The sequence below is a fragment of the Microvirga solisilvae genome (assembly GCF_022808595.1).
Lineage (GTDB): Bacteria > Pseudomonadota > Alphaproteobacteria > Rhizobiales > Beijerinckiaceae > Microvirga > Microvirga solisilvae.
Genome location: NZ_JAKUCN010000001.1, coordinates 394060 through 418398, shown reverse-complemented (window position 1 = coordinate 418398; position 24339 = coordinate 394060). Strand labels below are relative to the sequence as shown.

Genomic DNA, 24339 nt, shown 5'->3' with positions numbered 1-24339 from the left:
CAGGAAACGATGATGCCCCTGACGATCCACCCGGCTTCGACGCCTGTAGAGGATGTGACCGTCATGTCCGCCATGCGGCGCGGATTTCTGTGCCGGTGCCCGGCCTGCAACCGGGGGCGCCTGTTCGGCCGTTTCCTGAAGGTAGTGGAGCGCTGCGAAGACTGCGGCACGGAATTCCATCACCACCGGGCGGATGACTTGCCGCCCTATATCGTGATCTTCATCGTCGGCCATCTCGTCGGCTACGGCATTCTCATGACCGAGACGAAGATGGAGATGCCGCTCTGGGCGCATATGGCGATCTGGCCGCTTCTCACTCTCGTTCTATCTCTGGCCCTGCTCCAGCCCGTCAAAGGCGCTGTCGTGGGACTGCAATACGCGCTAGGAATGCACGGCTTCGGGGCAGCCCGAGAGAAGAAAAAGGCAGAGAGGGAGACCACGGGTGACGGACGCGCAAACACTGGCGAAGATGGACACGCTGGTCGCCGGGGAGCGTAAAGCGAACGTTCCGACTCTCCGCCCTGTCGACGCCGCGACCCTCATCATCATCGACCGCAAGACCAAGAAGCCGAAGATCCTCATGGGCAAGCGCCATGAGGGGCACAAATTCATGCCCGGTAAGTTCGTCTTTCCCGGTGGCCGGATCGAGGCGGGCGACCGCTCCATGACCGTGACGGGCGCCTTGCACCCGCGTGCGGAAGCCGCCCTCATGGCAAGGGTCACCCGCCCCTCCACCCAGCGTAGCCGGGCTCTGGCCCTCGCCGCCATCCGCGAGACCTTCGAGGAAACCGGCCTGATGCTGGGCACGAAGGATTACGGCAGCCCGGATTCGGTACCCGGCGGCACTCCCTGGGAGGCCTTTCGCGAGCACGCCGTTTTCCCTGACTTGGAAGAACTTCACTTCATCGGCCGGGCCATCACCCCTCCGAAACGGGTCAAGCGCTTCGACACCCGATTCTTCGCGGTGGACCGCACGGCCATCGCCCATGAGGTCGAAGGCGTGGTCGGCCCCGATTCCGAACTCGTGGAATTGGCATGGGTGACCTTGGACGAAGCCAGGAAGCTCGACCTTCCGCCCATTACCGGGGTCCTTCTTGGTGAGCTGGAAGCCAGGATCACAGCGGGTTTCAGCCCCATGCTTCCGGTGCCTTTCTTCTACCAGAAGCGCGGCCATTTCATCCGGGAGCTGCTTTAGTCTTCCGGTTCAGGCCCGTTTTCCACCTTCCCTGCCCTCCAGCCCGCTGGAACCCTTGACGGAACCGGCATAATCGGGCATGGGAACCGTCACGAATTTCCGGCCGGGCTCGCCCGGCCTTTGCGTTTCGGCCACGCCATAGGGCCTAACCGAGCGCGTTCACACCGAACTAGAGGTCCCGACCTATGGCCAAAGCCGCTACGATCAAGATCAAGCTCGTCTCCACCGCCGATACGGGCTATTTCTACGTCACCAAGAAGAACTCCCGCACCATGACCGATAAGCTCGCGCTCAAGAAGTACGACCCGGTCGCGAAGAAGCACGTGGAGTTCAAGGAAGCCAAGATTAAGTAAGCTTCCTGGCACAAAGCCTAGAACTGAAAAAACCGCCTCCTTATCGGGGCGGTTTTTTCGTTGGGGAGACAGTCAGCTTTTACCGGTAGGGGTTCGCGGGCCTGATCACGCGGCGCTGCGTGACGGAGCCGGTGGTCACCACATCGCGGCGCGCCGGGCGGACGACACGGACGCGGTCAACATCGCGGCGCGAGACGACCCGGGTGCGATAGCTCGGCTGACGATAAACGACCCGTGTCCGGTATGCGGGCTCACGATAGACGACACGACTGCCGTAGACGGGGGCCCGATAGACTACGCGATTGCGATAAACCGGGGCCGGCGCGTAGACGACTCGCGTGGCAACGGGGGCACCGTAACCGTAATAATACGGGTTATTGGCATAGCCATACCCATAGGCGGGATAGCTGTATCCGTAGGTAGCAGCTGGGTACGCCGGATAAGAGCCGTACTGGTAACCGCCATAATACGGATAGCCATAGGCCGGGGTTGCTGCAGCTGTGGTAAGGCTGCCGATCAACGCGCCGCCGATCAGGCCGGCCGCCAAGGCGCCGCCGTTATTCCAGCCGTTATTGTGGTGATGGTAATAGCCGCCGTGCCATCCATCGCGATAGCGTTGGGCTTGAGCCGAGCCGATGCTGCCGACGACCAGCAAAGCAGCGCTCGAAAGAACGAGAATCTTTTTCATGATCGACCTCTTCGGAAAGGCACATGGCCATTCATCCTGAGGTAATTGCGAAGATGAGAAAAGGTTTCAACGACAGGCGAATACTTTAGAATTAATGGCTATACGTTTATCTGCCGTTCATATTGCATCATAGTGACACCATAACTGCCAAGTAAAACCCAGCATGACAGCAATAACAGCCTCGCTTCGAAACGTATTCTTAGCTCCGATTTGGCGATTTCAGGCTGCGAAGACCTGAGAGTGCGGGAGGGCTGCAAAGCCTGTCACTGCTTGAACAATCGCAGCTGCGATCTTGTCACCTCCCTTGGCCGAAGGCTCAATGGGATTCGCATAATCGTCAGGCTCATTGCAGATTAATCGCAGGTCGATCAGGCCGAGTTTGCGGGAAAAGGCCTCCCGCGTGATCACGTCGTTGAAGATCGAAAGAGCCGCAACGACTTGGCGCTGCTCATCGGCATTCGGGAAGCTCGTATCGTATATGGTGCACAAAGCCGTCGGCAGGCGATAGCCCGTCACCAGATCGAGCATTTTGCGGTAGCTGCGGGCGAACGACTCCCGCACATCGGCCAGACGGGTCATGACCTCCGCGACCGAGCGCGCCTCCTCGCGCAGAATGCCGCTGCTGCCCAAGGCATCGTTGCCGCCGATACTGACGATCAGGTGGCTTGCATCCTCCGGTAGTTTGACGAGCTGACGTTCAACGCTCGTCGTCACGGCCCCGTCCACGGCTCGCATCGTGGCGCGCCACCCCTCGGGCAGCTTGGCCCGCACCTGGGCAAACACGTCAGGGTCTCCCGGCCTCACATAGACGCCGTTGTCGAACACGCTGTCGCCGAGCAGAACCACGTGGCTCATGGGGCCGTCCTTGTCTATTGGGGCAGAGGTGCAACAAAATGATATGTCAGCCGAAGCTTGGCAATAAAGTAGCCCCTAAGAGGTATGCAGAGCCGGTTTGTCGGAATGCAAAGGTGCAACTCCTTCGTCCAGCTCTCCACCCGCCGCGACAACTGAAGCCAAGTCGCCTTGTTCCCGTTATCGCCAGATCACCTCGTCTGCCGGAACAGGCCGGAACTCACGCACCCGCCTGAAAGAAGCTCCTGAAGTTCTCAAGCCACGCTGCGAGCCAATGCTCCAGCGCCATCTTCGCAGCTTCCTCCGTGGGGCCATAGCCCCAGGCATCCTCCTGCAGAGGCGTCGACCAGATCCAGAATCTGTTGCTGCCGTCATAGGCCACATGGCCCACCTCGACGGGGCCTACGAAGCCTAAATGACGATTGAGCGGCACACCCGCTACCATGTCCTGACGCCACTGAATTCTGCTCATCCCTTCGTTCTAGCGCCTCTCTTTCAGGGGAACAGGCGTCGCGTCACCACGTTGGCGCGAGGTCGGCATGGAGCTTTTTGAGCATGCGTTTCATCCCCACCAGCATTCACGGCGTAATCGACTATCTCTGGGGCCTGGCGCTCTTTGCCTCGCCATGGGTGCTCGGATTTTCCGATGTTCCGGAGGCGAAATGGGTCGCTATCGTATTCGGCATAGGCGCGATCCTCTATTCCCTCTTCACCGCCTATGAACTCGGTGTGCTGCGCATCATCCCCATGTCGCTGCACCTGATGCTCGATGGTGCAGCCGGGGCGCTGCTCGCCGCCTCCCCGTTCCTCCTCGGCTTCTCGGATCAGATCTATCTGCCGCATCTTCTGTTTGGGCTGTTCTCCGTGCTCGCAAGCCTCACGACACGCCGGGAAGTGACATTGGTCACAGGCCATCGCGAGCCGGTATAATCGACCCGAAATTCCTCTTGCCGGGGCCCTGCAACAGGCGCAGCATCGCCCTCCCATAAGGGAGGCGAGCATGTTCGAACAAGCCGTACAGGTCAGCGAAGCGCATCGCCAAGGTGCGCAATATATGGCGGGAAGCCTGAAGATGGCCATGAAAGGCTGCCGGGAATGCAAGACCATGCACATGATCGCATCACCAGAGCTCGGCACCTGCGTTGATTGCGGCTCAGAGCTTCAGGTGCTCGACATCTGAAACGCATGGCTTTGACCCGCGAACCACCCTTTATGCTCCGCGTTCGGTAACTGCATGACATTATCGGGGTGGTTCGAAAAGATATCCGGCAGGCTCGGCGCGCGGCAGGCCGAGATGAAACTCGCCCTGCGTGTCACCATCGCCGGGATGCTCGCCCTCATCATCGCGAAGCTCCTGCATCTTCCTCAAGGCTATTGGGCCGCCATCACAGCCGTGGTGATCATGCAGGCGAGCGTCGGTGGCTCACTCAAGGCGGCCATCGAAAGGTTCATGGGGACGCTCGCGGGCGCGTTCTATGGCGGAGCGGTCACCGCTTTCGTTGCGCATGAAACGCCTTTTGGCATTGCCGTTGCGATGATCCTGGGGCTGTTCCCGCTGGCCCTGCTGGCCGCGATCAATCCGAGCTTTCGCGTTGCGCCGGTCACATCGCTCATCATGCTCCTGCCTCCGACAGGCCAAACGATCGGCCCGCTCGCCACCGCCATCGATCGCGTCCTGGAGATCATGCTCGGCAACTTCGTCGGCGTCATGGTGTCCCTTTTCGTGCTGCCGGCGCGGGCTCACACGCTGATGACGGAAGCTGCCGCCAAGGTCGTCGCATTGAATGCCGACCTGATCACGGTCCTGATCGGAGATCCGTCCACAGAACCGAAGGACAGGAGTGAACTCCAGATTCTCCATCCGAAAATCCGTGCGACGCTCAAGAAAGCGGAAGCAGCTGCCGACGAGGCAGCTCGCGAACGCAAGAGCCATTTGACCGACGCAGTTGATCCGGAACCGCTGATCCGCACGCTTCATCGCGTACGCCATGATTTCGTGATGATCGGACGGGCCGCCGCCAATCCCCTACCCGAGGCGGTACTCGATCAATTGGGCCCATCCTTGCAAACACTCCGGGATGAAACCCGCGCGCTTCTTCTGAGCTTGGCGAAAGCCTTGAGAACACGTGGGCTGCCGCCGGATTCAGCGACTTTCGAGAAGGCGCTGCACACCTTCGTGAGCGAAACGGAAGCCTTGCGCTCGCACGCGCTCTCGCACGATCTGCCCTATAGCAGCTTCGGACAGGTTTTCGCACTCGGCTTTGCTTTCGAGCAGTTCAGGAAGGACCTGGAAGATCTGCTGGCGCGCACGGAGGAGCTGGCCATCACCCGAAAGCATGTTCCGACGGGATGAATTCTCATTCCTCGTAAAGCGGCACCAGCTCCATCTCGGGCACGAGAACCAAGCCCTTGTCGGTGATGCGAATCTCCGGGATCACGGAGAGCGGGATCAGGTTGAAGCCCATATACGGAATCTTGCAGCCAGCCTTCTCCCACGCGGCTTTGAGCGCCCGCGTCTCCTCCGCCACCTCCGTCACGCGCTTGTCGGAGAGAAGACCGGCAATCGGCAGCGGTACCATGGCAACGACTTCGCCTTGGTCGACAACGCAGACGCCGCCTTGCGACTGGATGACAGTTTCGAGCGCCACGCGCATATCAGCTTCATTGGTACCCGCAACAATGATGTTGTGAGAGTCATGGCCGACGCTGCTCGCGACTGCGCCGCTCTTCAGGCCGAAATCCTTCAGCAATCCATGTGCCACGCCCTTGCCACCTGTACGGCCGTGGCGCTCGATGACGGTGACGAAGGTGAGATCGTTCTTGTTCAGAAGCGCGTCCCAGCTCTCTTCTCTCGCCAGCTCCACCTTGTCGTGGAAGAGCACGATGCCGGGTAGCGCGACGCGGATCACATTGGCGGTGCAAGTTTCTTTGGGCAGCTCAGGAATGAGTTTCGGAATGCTCGGAATATGGACCGTGCGATAGGCTGCATCGGGATAGTGATAGCGGTTCGATAATGCCTGATCGAGAACCGGCGTGATCTTCGCGTTCTCGACGACCAGCTCGCCGCCATACCAGGTATTCTGCACTTTCAGATCATCGTCGAGCAGAACCACGTCGGCGCGGCGTCCGCCGCCAAGACCGCCGATCTCGCCTTCCATGGCAAAGCGCGTGGCCGGATGCAGCGAGCCCATGCTCCAGGCCTGCTCGCGGCTCATGCCCGCACGGCGCGCTTCGCGTGTCACCCAATCCATGCCGAACATCATCAGATCGTCCGCATCACGATCATCCGTGCAGACGCAGATGCGCTTGTGCGACGAACCCAATTCCGTGATCGTCTTGATGGCTTCCGGCAGCGAATGCCACGGCGTGGTGGGCGGACCGCCGCGCAGGAAGATCCACACGCCCGCATCGAGAAGATCGTCGGCGATGTCTCGGTCGATGGCCTCGTGCGTATCCGTCACGCCGCTCGCCGCATAGGCCGCCACGAACTCGCGTCCATAGATGTGGCCTGAAACCGGCTTGCCGCGTTCGAGCGCTGCGGCGAGGATCGCGTGGCTTCTCTCGTCGCCCATCGTCACGGGCACGAAATCCATCTTCTCGCCGAGCGCTGCCGCTTCCGGCCAGCGGTCGAAGATCGCCGCGATCTTCTCGGGCGTCAGATCACCGCCTGCGGTTTCGAGATCGGGCGACGTGGCGGGCACCGTGCTCGGCACGGTGAGAAAGATCGAGAGCGGCGCGTGGCGCGCATCTTCCAGCATCATCTCGATGCCGGCTGCATCCATCACATTGCCGATCTCATGGCTGTCACAGAAGATCGTGGTCGTGCCGTTGAGAAGGGCCGCCTCCGCATAGGCGCAGGCCGTGACCATGCTGCTCTCGATATGGATATGCGGATCGACGAGGCCCGGCGCGATGATCCCACCCTTGGCGTCATAGACGCGCCCCGGCGCGCCATTCACCTGCCTGTAGGCACCGGCAGGCTTCACGGCGGCGATGCGCCCGCCTGCGATCCACAACTCCCGCTCCGGCGCGATGCGCTCGCTATAGGTGGAAAGCACCCGCGCACCCGTGATCACGAGATCCGCCGGGGCACGCCCCGAGGCCACATCCGCCAGTCGCCGGGTTATGGTGGAGAGAGGCGCCACGGAAAACCGTGTCAGGGCTGTTTTCGGAGGAAGCGTGGGCTTGCGTTGATCCATGATCCGGTCCCCTTTTGCGCGGATGGCGTCGCGAGGCACTTCCCCTGCGGCATCGGCCATCTGGATTAATAGCCAGGGCCAAGCTTAATGCGCAAGCTAAAGCCCTGGGAACATTCTCGATTCGCCATCGGAAATAAGACCGGCAGCGAATGGAGCTGAAGAGAAGCTAGAGCCTTACGGGACTTGCAACAGGCCGGAGGGCTAACACCGGGCAATAAAAAAGCGCCCCATGGGCGCTCAAGGAAGCTGGCAGATCGAACACCAACAAGGTGGCCAGCTGGGGACGGTGTTGAGGAGGCAACGATCCGTCCCCAGGCTGGCCGAGCCCACGAAGTCCCAGGAGATGCGGCGGACCTGAGCATCCGTAGGGCATTTTTTCCGCCGAGGCGGATAAGATATCTTTGAACATATTGGAAACATGCCCCGATGCAAGCGCGGAAGTGGCGCAAAAACGGCATTTTCCCAAAAATGTTAACGGCCTAGCTTCCCAGAACGTGGGAAATGGCTCCTGTCGATTAACATAAGTGAATCAATCAGGTAGGGGACCCATCCGCCTCGAGGTAAGTCTTTACCGTTGCGATGAATTTCGACACCGAGATCGGCTTGGACATATAGGCCTCGCAGCCCCCCTCGCGGATCCGCTCCTCGTCGCCTTTCATGGCGAAGGCCGTGATGGCGATCACTGGGATCGACTTCAATTCCTCGTCGGCCTTGAGCCAGCGGGTGACCTCCAGGCCGGAGACCTCGGGAAGCTGGATATCCATCAGGATCAGGTCGGGCTTATGCGCGCGCGCCAGCTCCATGGCTTCGATGCCGTGGCTGGTCTTCAGCGTGGCATAGCCATTGGCCTCGAGGAGATCGTTGAAGAGCTTCATGTTGAGTTCGTTGTCCTCAACGATGAGCACGGTCTTCTTCATTGGCGCTATCCTGGGGCCCGATCATGCATTTACCGGCCCATTTCATCTCAGAATGATATAGGTAGGGTACGACCTATTGATGAAGTGCAAACCAACAGCATGAACACACCCTTAAAACGGATGAACCGGGAGGAAGCGGAGAACATTGCTCTCAGCGCCTTCGCATTCATTACGAGCGATGAAGAACGTATGAGCCGCTTTCTGGCGGTTTCGGGGCTTCAGCCCGACACGATCCGCTCGGCGGCCTCCCAGCCTGGCTTTTTTGCCGGAATCCTTGACTATGTTGCAGCCGATGAACCGCTTCTGATTGCCCTGGCGAAGGAACTGAACACCAAGCCGGAGCACATCATGTCGGCTCATTGGACCCTCTCGCCCTCCGAGTTCGAATAATCCGCAAGTAACCCGATGAGCAGCGCCCCTTTCTGCCGCGATTGCCTCACCCTCGCTGCCTCGCCCCTGGCGAGCCGCTGCGAGGCCTGCGGCTCGCCGCGCCTGCTCAGGCACAAGGAACGAGACAGCCTCTCCATCGCCCACGTGGATTGCGACGCCTTCTTCGCGGCCGTGGAGAAACGGGACGATCCGAGCCTGGCCGACAAGCCGGTGATCGTCGGCGGCGGCAAGCGCGGGGTGGTCTCTACCTGCTGCTACGTGGCGCGCACCTATGGCGTACGCTCGGCCATGCCCATGTTCCAGGCCCTGAAACTCTGCCCCCATGCAGTCGTGATCCCACCCAACGGCGAGAAGTACCGCAAGGCGGGCTACGAGGTCCGCGAACTGATGCTGGAGCTGACTCCGCTCGTGGAACCGGTCTCCATCGACGAGGCCTTCCTCGACCTCACAGGCACTGAACGGCTTCATCACGGCAGCCCTGCCCTGACGCTCGCGCGCTTCGCCCACAAGGTGGAGCAGGAGATCGGCATCACGATCTCGGTCGGCCTGTCCTACAACAAGTTCCTCGCCAAGATCGCGTCGGACTTCCAGAAGCCGCGCGGCTTCTCGATCATCGGACGGGAGGAAGCGCCGGACTTCCTCGCCGACAAGCCCGTCGGCATCATTCCCGGCATCGGCGCGTCGGCTCAGGCGCGGCTCGCGAAGGTGGGCGTGACGCAGATCGCGCATCTGCGCGACATTCCCCTGAAGGCGCTTTTCGAAGCCCTGGGAAGAGATGCGCAACGCCTCTCGCGCCTTGCCTGGGGCGAGGATACGCGGCGAGTGACGCCGGAGCGGGAAACCAAGAGCATCTCGGCGGAAACGACCTTCGACACGGACCTCAGATCGTTCGAGGATCTGGAGCCGGTCCTCTGGCGCCTGTCGGAGAAGGTCTCACGCCGCATGAAGGCCTCCGGTTTCGCCGGGCGCAGCGTGACGCTGAAGCTCAAGGACAAGGATTTTCGCCTGCTCACCCGCACCCGTTCAGGCCTTGCGCCAACCCAGCTCGCCGCCCGCCTCTTCGAGCCTGCGCGGCAATTGTTGAAAGCTGCGTGCGATGGCACGGCCTATCGCCTCATCGGCATCGGCGCGGCGGATCTCTGCGATGCGGCGGAAGCGGACAAAGGCGACCTCGCGGACCAGAGCGTGGTGAAGCAGGTGCAGATGGAATCCGCCATCGACAAGATCCGCGAGAAGTTCGGCGCCGCCGCCCTTCAGAAGGGCCTCGCCCTTCGCAACAAGCCTCAGCGCTGACAGGCGCTGGAGGCTGCCGGAACCTCGAGGCTCTTGAGATCGCCCTTCAGGGCGAAATCGCCGTAATCGATCTTAAGCGCACGGGCGATACCGTTCTCATACAGTTCGAGTGAGATCGTATAGGCCGGCTCCCGGTCGGCACTGCCCTCTTCGTAATAGCTCATGGTCATGGGCCAGCGCGGGGTCTTCGCCAAAGCGTCCTGGCGGGCCGGCTCCTCCAGGTTTCCAGCTCCCGGCTCGATCCTGTTCCCGATCACGGTCAGGGTCTCATAGACCTTCTTGCCGTCATCCGATCCGTCATAGACGCGGGCGGAATAGGTACGCTCACCCTTCCGTCCTGCCTCGATCAAGCGCTTCATGTGCTCGGTGGGGAAGATCGGCTGGCCCGTGGCCGCATAGGTGTCGTTGCGGGGCTGCTTGAAGCGCACATCCAGTGAACCGTCCGGACGAAGCTGGGCATCGCCGTCGACACCGTCACGCACGAGCCCCTGGGTTGTGGAGCTGCTCTTGAATCGCATGGACAGGCCGTCGCCGGATTCGAAAGTGGCTGTCTGCGTATCGACGGTCCGCGAGCCTGTCTCGCCGCCTTGGAGAATGGTGACCTGACGGTATTTCAGCGTATAGCCGTCGCAGGCATCGCCGCCGAATTCCATGGCGATCCGCCCCCGTGCCGACTCGACGCCCTTAGAGCCCTCCGAGCGGGCGAGCGACAAATCATAAACCGCCCTGTGCGGGACGAGGTGAACCGGCTCCTTGGCCTCCACCGCCCAGGCGGAGCCGAGCGAGGCGAAGGTTAGGCCGGTGGCCACGATGAGGGAACGCATGACATCTCCAATTTCGCTTGGAGCATCGGTTTTCTGAAAGCGACGCCCGCTTTCTCTCACGATGCGTTAGCGAAGATAGGACCGCCTTGAGGACAGGGCAATGTTCCGGCTTGCGTCCTTCATGGGTATCCGCCACTAATCCGTTCACACTATTACACGCTAAGGAAACCCCAAGAGGCCCCCATGAGCGCAGTCGACAAGAAACTTCAGGAGCTGGGCATCGTGCTGCCGACGCCGGCAGCCCCCGTCGCCAACTACGTGCCCTTCGTGCGCACGGGCAATCTGGTCATCATCTCCGGCCAGCTCTGCCTCGGCCTGGACGGCAAGCTCGCCGATGCCTACAAGGGCAAGGTCGGCGCCGAAGTTTCTCCCGAACTGGGTCAACAGGCCGCGCGCCTCTGCGCCATCAACCTGCTTGCTCAGCTGAAAGCAGCCGTTGGCAATCTCGACAACGTCACCCGCTGCGTGCGCCTTGGCGGCTTCATCAATGCCGTGCCCACCTTCGCCGCGCTCGCGCCCGTCATGAATGGCGGGTCGGACCTGATGGTCGAAGCGCTCGGCGATGCGGGCCGTCATGCCCGTTCCACCATCGGTGTCGCCGAGCTGCCGCTCGACGCCTGTGTCGAAGTCGAAGGAATGTTTGAAGTCAAATGAGCACGCCCAGCTGGCTCGTCGCGAAGCCTATCGCCCATCGCGGCCTCCATGACAAAGCAAACGGCATCATCGAGAACACGATCTCGGCCGCGGAAGCCGCCATCGCGCACGCCTTTCCCATCGAGCTCGACGTTCAGTTGACCGCCGACAACGAAGCCATCGTGTTCCACGATTTCGAGCTCGACCGTCTCACCGGCGATACGGGCCTCGTGATCGAGCGCAACCTCTCCGCGCTCACCGGCATCGGTATCTCCAACGCCAAGGGCGGGGACAAGATTCCGTCGTTGAAGGATTACCTTGCCAAGATCGCAGGCCGCACCCCGCTGGTGATCGAGATCAAGAGCAAGTTCAACGGTGACATGCGCCTGACGAAGCGCGTGATCGAAGTGCTGGCCGATTACACCGGCCCCTTCGTGGTGAAGTCGTTCGATCCGGATATCGTGGCCTATCTGCGCCAGCATGCGCCGAACATCACGCGCGGCTTCATCGGCGAGCTGGAATACGCTTCGAAATCCGACAGCTTCCTCTCTCCCGAGCAGAAGCACCGGATGGCGAACCTGCTGCATTTCGAAGAGACGCAGCCGCACTTCCTGTCCTGGCGCGTAAAGGACCTGCCCTGCGCCTCGACTTATCTCAGCAGGCTGCTGGGCAACCTGCCCGTCATGACCTGGACCGTGCGCAATCCCGAGGATCGCGCCAAGGCCGAGAAGCATGCGGACCAGATGGTGTTCGAAGGCTTCCTGCCCTGACTATTGAAGGGACCCTGCCGAAGGATTAGCTCTAGGAGCAAGCGGCGGGGTCCTTTCACTCAGTGACATTCGAAGTCAAAATCGCCCAAGGTTTGAAAGCGGTCCCGGCCGCCGCTTGGGATGCCTGCGCCCTCAATGCTGGCTCGGGCGAGGACGATCCCCACAATCCCTTTGTCTCTCACGCTTTCCTCTCCGCGCTGGAGGATTCCGGTTGCGTCGGCGCGAAGGCCGGCTGGGCGCCCGTGCATGTTCTTGTCGAGGACGAGAGTGGAGCGCTGCTTGGAGCTGCGCCCTGCTACGTGAAGTCCCATTCCCAGGGCGAGTACGTGTTCGACCATTCCTGGGCGGATGCCTACGAGCGCGCAGGCGGACATTATTATCCCAAGCTCCAGGTCTCCGTGCCCTTCACGCCTGTGACCGGCCCTCGCCTGCTCGTCCCAAACGGGCCACAAGCGGACAATATCCGCGCACATCTGATCGCGGGGCTCAGAGCCTTGCGGGATCAAATCGGCGCCTCTTCGATCCATGCCACCTTCCTGCAGCAGAACGACCTCGAAGCCTTCACAAGCCATGATTTCCTGCGCCGCGACGACCAGCAGTTCCATTGGTTCAACGAAGGCTATGGCAGCTTCGACGCTTTCCTTGAGGCGCTTGCCTCCCGCAAGCGCAAGGCCATCAAGCGCGAACGGCGGGATGCGCTGGCGAACGGCATTTCCATTGAATGGGTGACGGGATCAAAGATCACCGAAGCGCATTGGGACGCGTTCTTTGCATTCTACATGGATACCGGTTCGCGCAAATGGGGCCGGCCCTATCTCAACCGCCGATTCTTCTCTCTGATCGGGGAGCGTATGGCTGACCGAGTCCTGCTCGTCATGGCCAAGCGCGAGGGCCGCTATATCGCGGGAGCCATCAACCTGATCGGCGACAAGCGCCTCTATGGGCGCAACTGGGGGTGCATCGAGGATCACCCCTTCCTGCATTTTGAGGTCTGCTACTACCAAGCCATCGATTTCGCCATCGCCCGGGGGCTCGACCGGGTGGAGGCTGGCGCACAGGGCGAGCACAAGCTCGCAAGGGGCTACCGGCCCGTCCTTACGTCCTCCGCCCATTATATTGCCGACCCCTCCCTCCGAAAGGCTGTACAGGCTTACCTCAAACAGGAGCGCGCCTATGTCGAGGAGGCCGTCACCGAGCTCTCGGAAGCCACTCCTTTCCGTCACCTCCAAGACGAGTGACCAGGGCAAAACGCCCAATTCTTTCTTGGCTTAAGTTTTTTAGCTTTTTAGGCTGACAGGGGGCTTTCTCGCTCTAGATATGTGATAGCCTTACATAACGAGAAGCCAAAAAGCCGCGTCGTCCCTGCATGAATACTCTCGCGCAAGCCAGAACGTCGGTCATTCCCCCTGATCCGTTTCCCCATAGCGGGACGATGGGCGCCATCATGCAGGCTCATGACTGGTCCCGCTCTCCCCTCGGTTATCCCGAAACCTGGCCGGAAGCCTTACGCCGGGCGCTCAATCTCGTGCTGCCCTCCCCGTTCCCCATGTTCGTCGCCTGGGGCCCTGAACTGTGCCTTCTTTATAACGAAGCCAGCATTCCGATCATGGGGGCCTGGCACCCCACCTCTCTCGGACAGCCCCTGAAGGAGATCCTGCCGGAGACGTGGGACGACCTCTCTCCGCTGGTCGACCGCGCGCTTGCAGGAGAGGCCTCCTATCATGAGAACAAGCCGCTCACGCTCGGGCGAAACGATTACGCGGAGCAGACTTCCTTCACGTTTGCCTTCTCGCCTGTCATGGACGATGCGGGCATCATCCGCGGCTTTCTCGCCGTCGTCACGGAAACCACCCGTCAGGTCGCCAACGATCGGAGACTCGCCTTCCTCCTGGATATGGGAGACCGGTTGCGCCCGTTGACGGACCCCATCGAAATCTCCACCACGGCGGCCGAGATGCTCGGTCAGCACCTTGGCGTGGCCCGTGCCGGTTATGCGGAAGTAGACGAGACGCAGGAGGTTGCGAGCGTCAAGCGGGATTGGACGAACGGAACCGTGCCGAGTCTCGCCGGTGAAACCAGAATCCTGGATGGCTTCGGTCCGGCTCTCGCCGCCGAGGTTCGTCATGGCTCGACGATCATCGTTGCCGACAGCCAGGCCGACCCGCGCGTCGAGCCGGTTCATCACGTCACCTGGGAGAGTATCGGCACGCGCTCGATGATCGTCGTTCCTCTCGTGAAGAACGGGGCTCTCAAGGCTCTCTTCTATCTTCACGAGCCGGTGCCGCGGCGTTGGACGGAAAGCGAGGCCACCCTCGCGCGCGATGTCGCCGAACGCACATGGGATGCGGTCGAGCGGGCGCGCGCGGAATTCGCCCGCCATGAGAGCGAGAGCCAATTGAAGCTCGCGCTCGATGCCAGCCACATGGCCGTCTGGGAGCATGAAACGGCGAGCGATACTCTCCGCACCAGTCCGGAACTCAACCGATTGTTGGGCTACCCGCCCGACGCGCCGCTCGACCTCCAGGAGATACGCAGCCGCTACTACCAGAACGATTACGATCATGTGGTGAAGACGGCAGTCGATGCCCTGTCACAGGGGGATCGCTTCTACGAGGCCGAGTACCGCTTCTACAGGACGGATGGTGCGCTCCGCTGGCACCTGATGCGGGCCGAGATGGTGTTGGGCGAGGATGGAATTCCCGCGCGCACCATCGGCGTTCTTCTCGACATCACGGATCGCAAGAAGGCGGAGCAGGCCCTTCGCGAGCGTGAGGCCGAGCTGCGTTCCGCCCTCGATGCAGGGTCGCTGGCGACTTTCGTTATTGATTTCATCACAGGAGAGATCAAGTCTTCCGCGCGGCTCAATGAACTCTACGCCTATCCTCCTGGACAGGTCCTGACGCTCGAGGATTTGCGCGCACGCTATCATCCCGATGACCACGCAAAGTTGGTCGTCACGGTTCGGAAAGATCGCGAGAATCCCTCCGTCCGCTTCTTCGATTGGATCATACGGCTCTTGCTGCCCGATCAAAGCATCCGCTGGATCAATGGGCGTGGCGAGTACATCCGGGATGAGAACGGTCGTCTCGTCATGTCACGCGGCGTCATTCTCGACATCACTGAACGCAAGCGCTGGGAAGAGCATCAGCAGCTCCTCATGAACGAGTTGAACCATAGGGTGAAGAATACCCTGGCGACCGTTCAATCGGTGGCGTCGCAGACGCTCCGCAATGCGGAGACCACGGATGTCGCCCGCATCGCCATCGAGTCACGTCTCTTCGCCCTCTCACGCACCCACGACGTGCTAACGCGAGAGAACTGGGAAAGCGCCAGCATCGACGAGATTATCGCGGAGGCGATCGCGCCCTATCGGCACGAACGCGAGAACCGGCTTTTCACATCCGGGCCAGACGTTCGCGTTTCACCTCGAATGGCTCTCGCCCTTTCCATGGCGCTGCAGGAACTGGCGACCAACGCCGTGAAATACGGCGCTCTTTCCAACACGTGCGGCAAGGTCGGCATCACGTGGTCGGTGATCGACAATACCTCGGAACCGCGCATGCATCTGTCCTGGACCGAGAGCGGCGGCCCACACGTTTCCGCTCCCACGCATCGAGGCTTTGGCACTCGTCTGATCGAACGCAGCCTTGCTCAGGATCTCAACGGCAAGGTCGAGATCCAATTCGCACCGTCGGGCGTGACCTGTACCGTGGACGCGCCGCTGGCCTGACTAATCCTCAGGCGCTCAGGTTACGGCGTCTTCGCGCTCACGTAATCGGCGAAGCCTTTCAAGAAGTCTTTGAGCAGGCCTTCGATCTTTTGGTCTGTGAGCGTTCCATCCTGATTGAAGACACTCTGAGCCCGCGACACCATCAAGCGCCCTCCTGACCAATGATCCGCGCCCAAGGTGCGCAGCACTGGAAGCCATGCATTCTGCGAGAGGATGGTGCCGAAGCCGCCGGGCGATGCTCCGATCACCGCGACGGGCTTGCCTCCGAAGACGCGCGGAATATCCGATGCCGGACGAGTGAGCCAGTCGATGGCGTTCTTGAACACACCGGGAATCGAGTTGTTGTATTCGGGCGTGACAAGCAGCAGACCATCCGCAGCAGCCACGGCCTCTTTGAGAACCGCAACACGTTCTGGAATTCCCTCGGCAGCTTCCACGTCGCCGTCATAAAGCGGAATTCCACGGATAGTCTCGACGATCAGCTCCGCCCCCTCCGGCATCAGCCCAGCCGCGTGGCGAAGCAATGCCGAATTATACGAGCCTTGGCGTAGGCTCCCCGAAATGCCGATCACCTTGGTCACGCTGGCCTCTCCATCATCTCACGATTCAAGCCGAAGCATTCTGAGCGAAAGCGGACCAGCCTCCAAGCCGCTTTCAAAAGCAAAAGCCGCACCGGTCGCCCGATGCGGCTTTCGAAAGACTGAAGGCTCGTTCCCGTCAGAGGGCGTCGGCGATGGTCTTGAAACCATCGATCAAGGCCTGAGGTGACGAACCCATTGCAGCGAGGCCCACATTCAGCAGCCAGTAGCAGCCGAAGATGATGGCCGGCACCAAGACCCAACCGAGGATTTCCTCGAACCAGACTCGCCGACGCCGACGCCGCTCGCGCTTTTCGCGCCAGGAGAGCTTCGGCGCGGGCTCGCGCTTCTGCCTGGGCTCCTTGGGCTCCGGCTTCGGCGGAGGCTCGATGATCCGTTCGGCCCGGAGGGGGGCCTCGTGCAACTCAGTCGTCATGCTCTAACCAGTGGAACCTTGGGAACAGTGCGGATACCTCCGCCCCCATTACCACCGGACCCTTTCGGTTTCACGGACTTTTTCGCCTTGGAGCCCGACTTCGCCTTGGGCTTCTTCTTGGCCGTCGTCACGACCTTTTCAGCCTTCGGCCTGACCGGGCCTTCGACATATTCAAAGCCGAGGCTCTGCAAGCCGATTTCATCCGTGTTGACGATCACCTTGACCGCGCCGCCGCCCTTCAGGCGTCCGAACAGCACCTCGTCCGCCAGCGGCGTCTTGATGGTGGACTGGATCAGACGGCCCATCGGGCGGGCGCCCATGGCTTCGTCGTAGCCGTGCTCGACGAGCCAATCGCGGGCCTCGTCAGTGAGCTCGATGGACACGTTGCGCTCCGCAAGCTGCATGTCGAGCTGCGCAACGAACTTGTCGACGACCTTCTGCACAACCTCCTTCGGCAGATGACCGAAGGAAATGATCGCATCGAGACGGTTGCGGAACTCCGGCGTGAACAGCTTGTTGATCGCCTCCGTATCGTCACCCTCACGCTTGGAGCGGGTGAAGCCATAGGCCTGGCGGGCCATGTCGGCGGCGCCCGCATTCGTGGTCATGATGATGATCACGTTGCGGAAATCGACCTGCTTGCCGTTGTGATCCGTCAGCTTCCCGTGATCCATGACCTGGAGCAGGATGTTGAACAGATCCGGATGCGCCTTCTCGATTTCGTCGAGCAGAAGCACGCAATGCGGGTGTTGGTCGACGCCGTCGGTCAGCAGACCGCCCTGGTCGAAGCCCACATAGCCGGGAGGCGCGCCGATCAAACGGCTGACCGTGTGACGCTCCATATATTCCGACATGTCGAAGCGCAGAAGCTCGACACCGAGCGAGGCCGCGAGCTGCTTGGCGACTTCCGTCTTACCCACACCGGTCGGGCCGGCGAAGAGATAGGAGCCGATGGGCTTCTCCGCATCGCGCAGGCCCGCGCGGGCGAGCTTGATGGCAGAGGACAGCGCCTCGATGGCCTTGTCCTGACCGTAGACCACGCGCTTCAGGGTCTCGCGCAGGTTCGCAAGAACCTCAGCGTCATCCTTCGACACGGTCTTGGGCGGGATGCGGGCCATGGTGGCGATGGTGGCCTCGATCTCCTTGATGCCGATGGTCTTCTTGCGACGGCCTTCGGGCAGGAGCATCTGCGACGCGCCGGTTTCGTCGATCACGTCGATCGCCTTGTCCGGCAGCTTGCGGTCGTTGATATAGCGAGCCGACAGCTCCACCGCGGCCTTGATGGCCTCGTTGGTGTATTTGAGCTTGTGGAAGTCTTCGAAGTAAGGCTTCAGGCCCTTCACGATCTCGATGGCATCCGGCAGCGACGGCTCGTTCACGTCGATCTTCTGGAAGCGACGGACGAGAGCACGATCCTTCTCGAAATACTGGCGGTATTCCTTGTAGGTCGTGGAGCCGATGCAGCGAAGCGTGCCCTGAGCCAATGCTGGCTTGAGCAGGTTCGAGGCATCCATCGCGCCACCCGAAGTCGCACCGGCGCCGATCACCGTGTGGATCTCGTCGATGAACATAATCGCGTTCGGGTGCTGCTCGATCTCCTTCATCACCTGTTTCAGGCGCTCTTCGAAGTCGCCGCGATAGCGGGTGCCGGCGAGCAGCGTGCCCATATCGAGGGAGAAGACGGTGGCACCTTTGAGAATTTCCGGCACTTCGCCCTGCACGATCTTGCGGGCAAGGCCTTCCGCGATGGCGGTCTTGCCGACGCCGGGCTCGCCGACGAGGAGCGGGTTGTTCTTCTGGCGGCGGCATAGGACCTGGATCGTGCGCTGCACCTCGGCCTCGCGGCCGATCAGCGGATCGATCTTACCTTCCTTGGCCTTCTTGTTCAGGTTGACGCAGTAAGCCTCGAGCGCGTCGCCCTTCTTCTTGGCGCGGGTATCGGATTCATCCTGGGTCGGACGCTCGTTGGGGGCTTCCTCCTCCGCACCGCGCGGAGAACGGCTCTCGGTGAGGCCCGGACGCTTGGCGATGCCGTGGCTGATATAGTTCACGGCGTCGTAGCGGGTCATATCCTGCTCTTGCAGGAAGTAGGCGGCATGGCTCTCACGCTCGGCGAAGATGGCGACCAGCACGTTCGCGCCAGTCACTTCGTCGCGGCCCGAGGATTGCACATGGATCACCGCGCGCTGGATCACGCGCTGGAAGCCGGCCGTGGGCTTCGAGTCCTGGCGTCCGTCCGCGACAAGGTTGGCGAGCTCGCTGTCAACGTAATCGACCAGGTTTCGGCGCAGGATTTCCAGATCGACATTGCAGGCGCGCATGACGGCGGCCGCATCCTGGTCGTCGATCAGGGCGAGGAGGAGATGTTCGAGGGTTGCATATTCGTGTCGCCGCTCGCCTGCGAGAGCGAGGGCTCGGTGAAGGGCTTGTTCAAGACTGCGAGAAAAGCTCGGCAACGGCTTGTCCTTTATGAGACGGGTCTCTCGGCTAATTCTTTTCCATCACGCATTGCAGAGGGTGCTGGTGCTTGCGGGCGAAATCCATCACCTGCGTCACCTTGGTCTCCGCAATTTCGTAGGTAAAAACTCCACATTCCCCGACGCCGTTCTGATGCACATGAAGCATGATCCGGGTCGCATCCTCACGGTTCTTATTGAAGAAACGCTCCAGCACGTGAACCACAAACTCCATCGGGGTATAATCGTCGTTCAAAAGAAGAACGCGGTAAAGGTTCGGCCGTTTCGTCCGCGGCTTGGTTTTCGTGATGATAGCCGTGTTCGAGCGGCCGTCGTCATCGCCACCAGGGGGCTGTGATCCGCCGGCTGCGGAGAGTGGAGACCGCCTCAACCGGACCAAAGTGTCCTGAGCTAACCGCAGCATGATGTTTCGACCGACCCCCTTCTTATTGGCCCCTGCCCTGTAGCCCGCCTTTCCGCTTCGGCTCCAGCGCATGAGTCATATCTATAGTCGCTCCATTCGGTTCGCTAGATCAACCAGATGGGGGCGCATATCAGCCCTGAGAAGCGCGACATCTTCTCACTCTCCCGTGAGGTCGTCCCCGCCAAGCTTCATGAGCCCGCAAAATGCGAAACGCCCGGCCTTGCGACCGGGCGTTCCACTCAAAAACCGTCTAGACGGGTCAGACCTGGCTTTAGGCCTTGAGGGTCTTGGACAGAAGGCCCTCGAAAGGCTTGAAGGCCTCAGTAGCGAGCGCCGTGTAGAGCGCGCCCATCTTGCTCGACTGGGCGACGAGGTTCTCGTAGGCGCCCTTGGCATAGGCCGTCTGGACCTCGACTGCCTTTTCGAAGGTCTGAGCACCGATCAGCTTCTCGACAGTGGCCGTGTTGTGCTCGAACGTCTTGCGCGCAAACTCGGCGGATTCGTTGGCGATCGCCTGAGCGTTGCTGGAGAAGGCACCTGCCGCCTTGATGGTGGCATTCAGATTTTCCTGGCCAAGCTTTTGCAAGTTTGCAAACGGCTGAATCATTGTGAACCTCGACAATAAGGCGTTTAATGGCACCAAGTGCCGGGAAATAGTACGGAATGAATTATGTGCAGCGCACAAAATATGTCAAGTCTTTTTGTGCAGCGCACAATCAACCGTGCATCGATAACCATCCCTGTTAACGCCCCCGTAACCGCACCCTCTTACCGTCGAGGTATGTGTTGCGCCGGCAACAATCTCCTTTTGGAGAACCGGTCGCGGAGGTTTGAGACTAAAATCGACAGGGATTTTTCAGCATGAATTCGGTTTGGGTTGGACGCCGAACTGCTTGGACTTTCATTGGTATTGTTACTTCAGCTGCCATTGCCTTCTCCTCTCCCGCAGAGGCGGCGCGGCGCAAGGTCAGCTCCAAGGGCGGCGGCTATAGCCCTCCCACAGCTTCCATCGTCGTCGATGCCAAGACCGGCAAGGTCCTGCAGGGCGACAATATCGACGAACCCCGCATCCCCGCCTCCATCACAAAAGTGATGAGCCTCTATCTGTTGTTCGAGCAGATGGAGCGGGGACGCATGAACCTGAACACCCAGCTGGCTGTCTCCGAATATGCCGCGAGTCAGCCGCCGACCAAGCTTGGTTTGCGCCCCGGCTCGACGATCGATGTCGAAGACGCGATCAAGGCCATGGTGACCCTCTCAGCCAACGACGTGTCCGTCGTGGTAGCCGAGAACATTGCCGGCTCCGAGGACGCCTTTGCACGCATGATGACGCGCAAGGCCCGGGAACTGGGCATGAACTCCTCCGAGTTCCACAATCCGCACGGCCTGCCTCACGATCCGCCGAACATCACCACGGCCCGCGACCTATCGATCCTCGGGCGCGCGATCCAGGACCGCTTCCCGAAATACTTTGCCTATTTCGACACTCGCTCGTTCCAGTACGGACAGCGCACCATCCGTGGTCATAACCGGCTGCTGGGCAAGGTGCATGGCGTGGACGGCATCAAGACCGGCTATACCCGCCTGTCCGGCTTCAACCTGCTGACCTCGGTCAACACCGAGACGCGCAGCATCGTCGCCGTGGTTCTCGGCGGACGCTCCGGCGCCTCCCGTGACCAGAAGATGGCGGGCCTGATCGAGGATCACCTGCCGCGTGCCTATGCCGGTGCCCGCGTCGCGCCTCCTGTCGTCGAACGCGGCGCTCAAACGACGCAGGTCGCGGAGGCTGCTCCTGCCCCTGTTCCCGTGAAGCGTCCAGTCGAAGCGGTTGCCGAGACGGCACCTGTCGCACAGGCCCCTGTGAAGGTGGCCTCCGCAACGCCTGAAGTTCCCGTAGCGCAGGCTGCCGCGACCACGAATGCCCAACCTGCGCCCCGCAAGCCCCTCGACCTGAACACCCTGCGTCCGGTCGTCGCCTCCGCTGCGGGAGCGAGCTCCACCACAACCCCGTCTTCCACCTCGTCCATCCGTTGGCAGAAAGGCCCCGAGCCGCTGCCGCTGAATGCGCAGGCCTATGCCGCCCTCCAGGCGCAGCCTGCCCAGATCTCGGACAACCAGAAAGCCGCCCTTCAGGCGAAGATCGAGACCAAGACGCCTGCTCCCGCCGCTCAGGCCGAGCCGGTGAAGGTTGCATCGCTGAAGGCCGAGCTTCCCAAGACCGAAGCTCCCGAGCCCAAGAAAACCGTCAGCGGCTGGGTGATCCAGCTCGGTGCGACCGATGATGAGGACAAGGCGAAGGACATGCTCGCCGCTGCCCGCAGCCGCTTCGGCAAGGCTCTGGGTAAGGCCTCTCCCTATACCGAGAAGGTCGCGTCCAATGGCGGCACGCTCTACCGCGCCCGCTTCTCCGGCTTCAAGGAATCCGGCGATGCGGAGCAGGCCTGCAAGCAGCTGAAAAAGGGCGGCGTCGCCTGCTTCGCTTCTCGCGGCTGACGAAGTTTTAATCTCTGACTGCTTTCATCATCCGCGACGGTGCTTTGTGTTCGCTCCGTCGCAGTTAGTACCCGGATCGCGCGTGGAGTATCAGCGATGTCGGCTCAGCAGGACTTCTCTCGCCTGGTTTACGCGAGTAGCGAGATACGCAGACCCTCCCTGGTCGGGATGGAGCTTCTTGATCAGCGTGCGATGCGCATGTCTGATCTCGTCGAGGCTCGCGCCCGGCTTAAGCCCCAGGATCTGGTAGGCTTCATCTTTCGTCATTACGCCCGACTGCGCATGAGTGCGCGTCCGCGTGTCTCGGTCTCCGTGAGCGTCTTCACGCCAACCGGAAAACCGGCGGTCAAGATAAGCCTCTAGAAGGGGCAAACCCTCCGGATCGAGCGCGCTGCACTCGTCATAGAGGCGGCGCAGGTTATCCGGAGCAAGGCTCGACAGGCGGCGGCCTGCAAAGGTGCCCGCAAGAACGCTGCCCTCGATCACGCCGGTGGCGTGGTCGATCTCCATCTCGATCATTGCCGACCGGATCCGCGAATAGCGTCCGGCAGTCTTCTGAAAGCCTCCCAAGGAGCCCGGAAGCGGCAAGCCGCCCCAGCCGAGCGCCCAGGCGCCGAGGCCGCCGACCAGAAGAGCCGTGAGGATCTGTCCCTTGGCGCCGAGCACAACAGCCGCGCCGAGCGCCGAAATGCCCGCAACAATCTTCACGGCCTTGGCAACCGCTTTCGTGTCGGAGCGGGCGAAGACTTTGAGCAGCCACCAGACCAGGGCAGCGGCAGCGATTCCATAAAGCAGCATCATGTGTTCATCCCCACCCCAAGATGTGGGCCGGGATGAGGCAGTTGTAAATCATGGTGCCCTCGAATGCGAAAAAGCCGGCCCCTCCTGAGAGGAACCGGCTTGCAAAACTCATAGGAAGCCTGAGGCGATCAGTGGAGAAGCCGTGCCTGGCCCCGCTGGCTTTCGCGCTCCCAAGCCTGGATCACGACGCCGTTGATGCCGGAATCGTGGAGGCGGTCGCTCAGATCGATGAAATGACGCTCTGTCGCTTCCACATCGAACTCAATCTGCTCGTCCTGGACATGCTCGAGTTCACAGGCGGCATAGCGTTCGTAAGCAGCCGACATCTCGGCATAAGCGAACGCAACGGGCAATGTCCGAAAGATCGTGGAGAACTCATCGTCCAGGTCCCCCGTGGTCAGATCGCGCATCTGGACGAGATAACCGTCCTCGTGCTCACACACTTCATAGCGCCAGTGCCGGCCTTCGGATGCAGACAGGAGCATCGGAACCTCCACTCAACTGAACTGCAAGGCCAATGCGAATCCAGGCAGCGGAGTTCCAAGACGATCCCCAGCTAAAAAGTCTAACGCTTCCAGCCCATTTCACCCCGCACACGCCCACCAATGCTCAGGGTCGTGCCGTGACCGAGATCAATCTCGCCAGGTTTGGTCTTGGAAGCCTGCACATTCCGCTCTTTGGGGCGCACGGCTTCCTTGCACGCATCAGGCACCTTGATCGCTTGGCCCGGCTTGGGATCAGGGATGCGGCAATCTTCCGCAAGGGCTGGTCCCGCCAGCACGAAGAAGGACGATGCGAGGATGATGAGATGCTTCATCATGCGCTCCCGATTCACATAAGTTAAAGCAAGCCGAGTTCAGCCAGTTCTCGTCGCATGTCCTCAGGCATCTTGGCAAGATCGCCGCCCTTGCCGTCGATATCGCGGGGCGCGTCCTTTGCAGCGAGATAGCGCCAACCCTGAAAAGGCCTGTAGGGACGAGGCTCCACGGGGATCACCTTGGGCTCAAGCACGAGGCGGCAGCGTCCAATTCCGTCCGCATCGGTGAACGGGCGCACATCAAGCAGTTTCTGACGCGCCGCCACCTGACCTTTGATCACCCAATAGAGTGCTCCGCCATCGAGAAGCTCTTCCACGCGCTTGGGCACCATGCGTGTGGTATGCGTCTGCTCATAATCGCGCCCAAGTCGCTGATGATGCGCACGGTTCTCCTCGATCCATTCTTCGAGATCGGTGATGGAGTCGCAGCCGACGCAGAGCTTGATGAGATGAAGGGCCATGTGAGCTTTGAACCATGGGCGCGCCGGAT

General features: G+C 61.1%; 28 protein-coding genes. 13 read left to right on the top strand and 15 right to left on the bottom strand.

The window, feature by feature from the left end:
- Window positions 1-12 precede the first annotated feature (12 nt).
- The 3 genes from MJ639_RS02075 to rpmG all read left to right on the top strand — a co-directional run bounded on the left by MJ639_RS02075 (window position 13) and on the right by rpmG (window position 1548).
- A complete protein-coding gene (locus MJ639_RS02075) occupies window positions 13-498 on the top strand; it encodes a DUF983 domain-containing protein (protein ID WP_243368297.1) in 486 nt (161 codons plus the stop codon).
- Window positions 470-1195 carry an NUDIX hydrolase gene (locus MJ639_RS02070; protein ID WP_243369008.1) on the top strand — a complete coding sequence of 242 codons (726 nt, stop codon included), beginning with the start codon at window positions 470-472 and terminating at the stop codon, window positions 1193-1195. Before MJ639_RS02075 ends, MJ639_RS02070 begins: the two co-directional genes overlap by 29 nt.
- A 185-nt stretch (window positions 1196-1380) precedes the next feature.
- Complete coding sequence (rpmG, locus tag MJ639_RS02065) at window positions 1381-1548, top strand: 50S ribosomal protein L33 (protein ID WP_243368296.1); 168 nt, start codon at window positions 1381-1383, stop codon at window positions 1546-1548.
- A gap of 79 nt (window positions 1549-1627) precedes the next feature.
- Here the strand turns inward: rpmG and MJ639_RS02060 are convergent, their stop codons facing one another.
- The 3 genes from MJ639_RS02060 to MJ639_RS02050 all read right to left on the bottom strand — a co-directional run bounded on the left by MJ639_RS02060 (window position 1628) and on the right by MJ639_RS02050 (window position 3560).
- Window positions 1628-2236 carry a hypothetical protein gene (locus tag MJ639_RS02060; RefSeq protein ID WP_243368295.1) on the bottom strand — a complete coding sequence of 203 codons (609 nt, stop codon included), beginning with the start codon at window positions 2234-2236 and terminating at the stop codon, window positions 1628-1630.
- A gap of 219 nt (window positions 2237-2455) precedes the next feature.
- Window positions 2456-3091 (bottom strand): SGNH/GDSL hydrolase family protein, encoded by a 636-nt coding sequence (locus MJ639_RS02055; protein WP_243368293.1) that lies wholly within the window; start codon window positions 3089-3091, stop codon window positions 2456-2458.
- 217 nt (window positions 3092-3308) lie between these two features.
- Window positions 3309-3560 carry a hypothetical protein gene (locus MJ639_RS02050; RefSeq protein ID WP_243368291.1) on the bottom strand — a complete coding sequence of 84 codons (252 nt, stop codon included), beginning with the start codon at window positions 3558-3560 and terminating at the stop codon, window positions 3309-3311.
- Window positions 3561-3643: 83 nt separating this feature from the next.
- Between MJ639_RS02050 and MJ639_RS02045 the strand changes: the two genes are divergently transcribed.
- The 3 genes from MJ639_RS02045 to MJ639_RS02035 all read left to right on the top strand — a co-directional run bounded on the left by MJ639_RS02045 (window position 3644) and on the right by MJ639_RS02035 (window position 5441).
- Window positions 3644-4018, top strand: coding sequence for an SPW repeat protein (locus MJ639_RS02045; protein WP_243368289.1), 375 nt, complete (start codon window positions 3644-3646; stop codon window positions 4016-4018).
- Between the two features lie 70 nt (window positions 4019-4088).
- On the top strand, window positions 4089-4268 hold the full coding sequence (locus tag MJ639_RS02040) for a hypothetical protein (RefSeq protein WP_243368287.1): 180 nt from the start codon (window positions 4089-4091) through the stop codon (window positions 4266-4268).
- 54 nt (window positions 4269-4322) lie between these two features.
- Complete coding sequence (locus tag MJ639_RS02035) at window positions 4323-5441, top strand: FUSC family protein (RefSeq protein ID WP_243368285.1); 1119 nt, start codon at window positions 4323-4325, stop codon at window positions 5439-5441.
- A 4-nt stretch (window positions 5442-5445) separates the two neighbouring features.
- Here MJ639_RS02035 and MJ639_RS02030 read toward each other — a convergent pair whose 3' ends face one another.
- Complete coding sequence (locus tag MJ639_RS02030; RefSeq protein ID WP_243368283.1) at window positions 5446-7287, bottom strand: adenine deaminase; 1842 nt, start codon at window positions 7285-7287, stop codon at window positions 5446-5448.
- 533 nt (window positions 7288-7820) lie between these two features.
- The gene (locus MJ639_RS02025) at window positions 7821-8204 is read right to left on the bottom strand and encodes a response regulator (protein ID WP_243368281.1); all 384 of its coding nucleotides are present in this window, start codon (window positions 8202-8204) and stop codon (window positions 7821-7823) included.
- Between the two features lie 99 nt (window positions 8205-8303).
- Between MJ639_RS02025 and MJ639_RS02020 the strand changes: the two genes are divergently transcribed.
- Window positions 8304-8594, top strand: coding sequence for a DUF3572 domain-containing protein (locus MJ639_RS02020; RefSeq protein WP_341482612.1), 291 nt, complete (start codon window positions 8304-8306; stop codon window positions 8592-8594).
- Window positions 8595-8609: 15 nt separating this feature from the next.
- Window positions 8610-9887 (top strand): DNA polymerase IV, encoded by a 1278-nt coding sequence (locus MJ639_RS02015; RefSeq protein WP_243368279.1) that lies wholly within the window; start codon window positions 8610-8612, stop codon window positions 9885-9887.
- Here MJ639_RS02015 and MJ639_RS02010 read toward each other — a convergent pair.
- Complete coding sequence (locus MJ639_RS02010) at window positions 9878-10711, bottom strand: cell envelope integrity EipB family protein (protein WP_243368278.1); 834 nt, start codon at window positions 10709-10711, stop codon at window positions 9878-9880. The genes MJ639_RS02015 and MJ639_RS02010 overlap by 10 nt on opposite strands.
- A gap of 183 nt (window positions 10712-10894) precedes the next feature.
- On the opposite strand from MJ639_RS02010, the gene MJ639_RS02005 reads away from it, so the two are divergent.
- The 4 genes from MJ639_RS02005 to MJ639_RS01990 all read left to right on the top strand — a co-directional run bounded on the left by MJ639_RS02005 (window position 10895) and on the right by MJ639_RS01990 (window position 15844).
- Entirely contained in the window at window positions 10895-11365 is a 471-nt protein-coding gene (locus tag MJ639_RS02005) for a RidA family protein (RefSeq protein WP_243368276.1), read from the top strand.
- The gene (locus MJ639_RS02000; protein ID WP_243368274.1) at window positions 11362-12114 is read left to right on the top strand and encodes a glycerophosphodiester phosphodiesterase family protein; all 753 of its coding nucleotides are present in this window, start codon (window positions 11362-11364) and stop codon (window positions 12112-12114) included. The genes MJ639_RS02005 and MJ639_RS02000 overlap by 4 nt, the downstream gene beginning before the upstream one ends.
- Before the next feature lie 62 nt (window positions 12115-12176).
- On the top strand, window positions 12177-13352 hold the full coding sequence (locus MJ639_RS01995; protein WP_243368272.1) for a GNAT family N-acetyltransferase: 1176 nt from the start codon (window positions 12177-12179) through the stop codon (window positions 13350-13352).
- A 206-nt stretch (window positions 13353-13558) separates the two neighbouring features.
- Window positions 13559-15844: an HWE histidine kinase domain-containing protein gene (locus MJ639_RS01990; protein WP_243368270.1), complete on the top strand. Its 2286-nt coding sequence runs from the start codon at window positions 13559-13561 to the stop codon at window positions 15842-15844.
- Between the two features lie 20 nt (window positions 15845-15864).
- On the opposite strand, the gene MJ639_RS01985 is transcribed toward MJ639_RS01990, so the two are convergent.
- The 5 genes from MJ639_RS01985 to MJ639_RS01965 all read right to left on the bottom strand — a co-directional run bounded on the left by MJ639_RS01985 (window position 15865) and on the right by MJ639_RS01965 (window position 20345).
- On the bottom strand, window positions 15865-16425 hold the full coding sequence (locus MJ639_RS01985) for an NADPH-dependent FMN reductase (RefSeq protein WP_243368268.1): 561 nt from the start codon (window positions 16423-16425) through the stop codon (window positions 15865-15867).
- 136 nt (window positions 16426-16561) lie between these two features.
- Entirely contained in the window at window positions 16562-16858 is a 297-nt protein-coding gene (locus MJ639_RS01980; RefSeq protein ID WP_243368266.1) for a hypothetical protein, read from the bottom strand.
- Complete coding sequence (clpA, locus tag MJ639_RS01975; protein WP_243368264.1) at window positions 16855-19314, bottom strand: ATP-dependent Clp protease ATP-binding subunit ClpA; 2460 nt, start codon at window positions 19312-19314, stop codon at window positions 16855-16857. The genes MJ639_RS01980 and clpA overlap by 4 nt, the downstream gene beginning before the upstream one ends.
- Before the next feature lie 31 nt (window positions 19315-19345).
- Window positions 19346-19738, bottom strand: coding sequence for an ATP-dependent Clp protease adapter ClpS (gene clpS, locus MJ639_RS01970; RefSeq protein WP_243369006.1), 393 nt, complete (start codon window positions 19736-19738; stop codon window positions 19346-19348).
- A gap of 271 nt (window positions 19739-20009) precedes the next feature.
- A complete protein-coding gene (locus tag MJ639_RS01965; protein WP_243368262.1) occupies window positions 20010-20345 on the bottom strand; it encodes a phasin family protein in 336 nt (111 codons plus the stop codon).
- A gap of 254 nt (window positions 20346-20599) precedes the next feature.
- On the opposite strand from MJ639_RS01965, the gene MJ639_RS01960 reads away from it, so the two are divergent.
- Entirely contained in the window at window positions 20600-22231 is a 1632-nt protein-coding gene (locus MJ639_RS01960; protein WP_243368260.1) for an SPOR domain-containing protein, read from the top strand.
- Between the two features lie 90 nt (window positions 22232-22321).
- On the opposite strand, the gene MJ639_RS01955 is transcribed toward MJ639_RS01960, so the two are convergent.
- From MJ639_RS01955 to MJ639_RS01940, 4 genes are all read right to left on the bottom strand, one after another.
- On the bottom strand, window positions 22322-23032 hold the full coding sequence (locus MJ639_RS01955; protein WP_243368258.1) for a DnaJ domain-containing protein: 711 nt from the start codon (window positions 23030-23032) through the stop codon (window positions 22322-22324).
- Window positions 23033-23160: 128 nt separating this feature from the next.
- Entirely contained in the window at window positions 23161-23517 is a 357-nt protein-coding gene (locus tag MJ639_RS01950; RefSeq protein WP_243368256.1) for a hypothetical protein, read from the bottom strand.
- 80 nt (window positions 23518-23597) lie between these two features.
- Window positions 23598-23852, bottom strand: a complete 255-nt coding sequence (locus MJ639_RS01945) for a hypothetical protein (protein ID WP_243368254.1) — start codon at window positions 23850-23852, stop codon at window positions 23598-23600.
- Window positions 23853-23872: 20 nt separating this feature from the next.
- Window positions 23873-24310, bottom strand: coding sequence for a DUF1489 family protein (locus MJ639_RS01940; protein ID WP_243368252.1), 438 nt, complete (start codon window positions 24308-24310; stop codon window positions 23873-23875).
- Window positions 24311-24339: the final 29 nt, after the last annotated feature.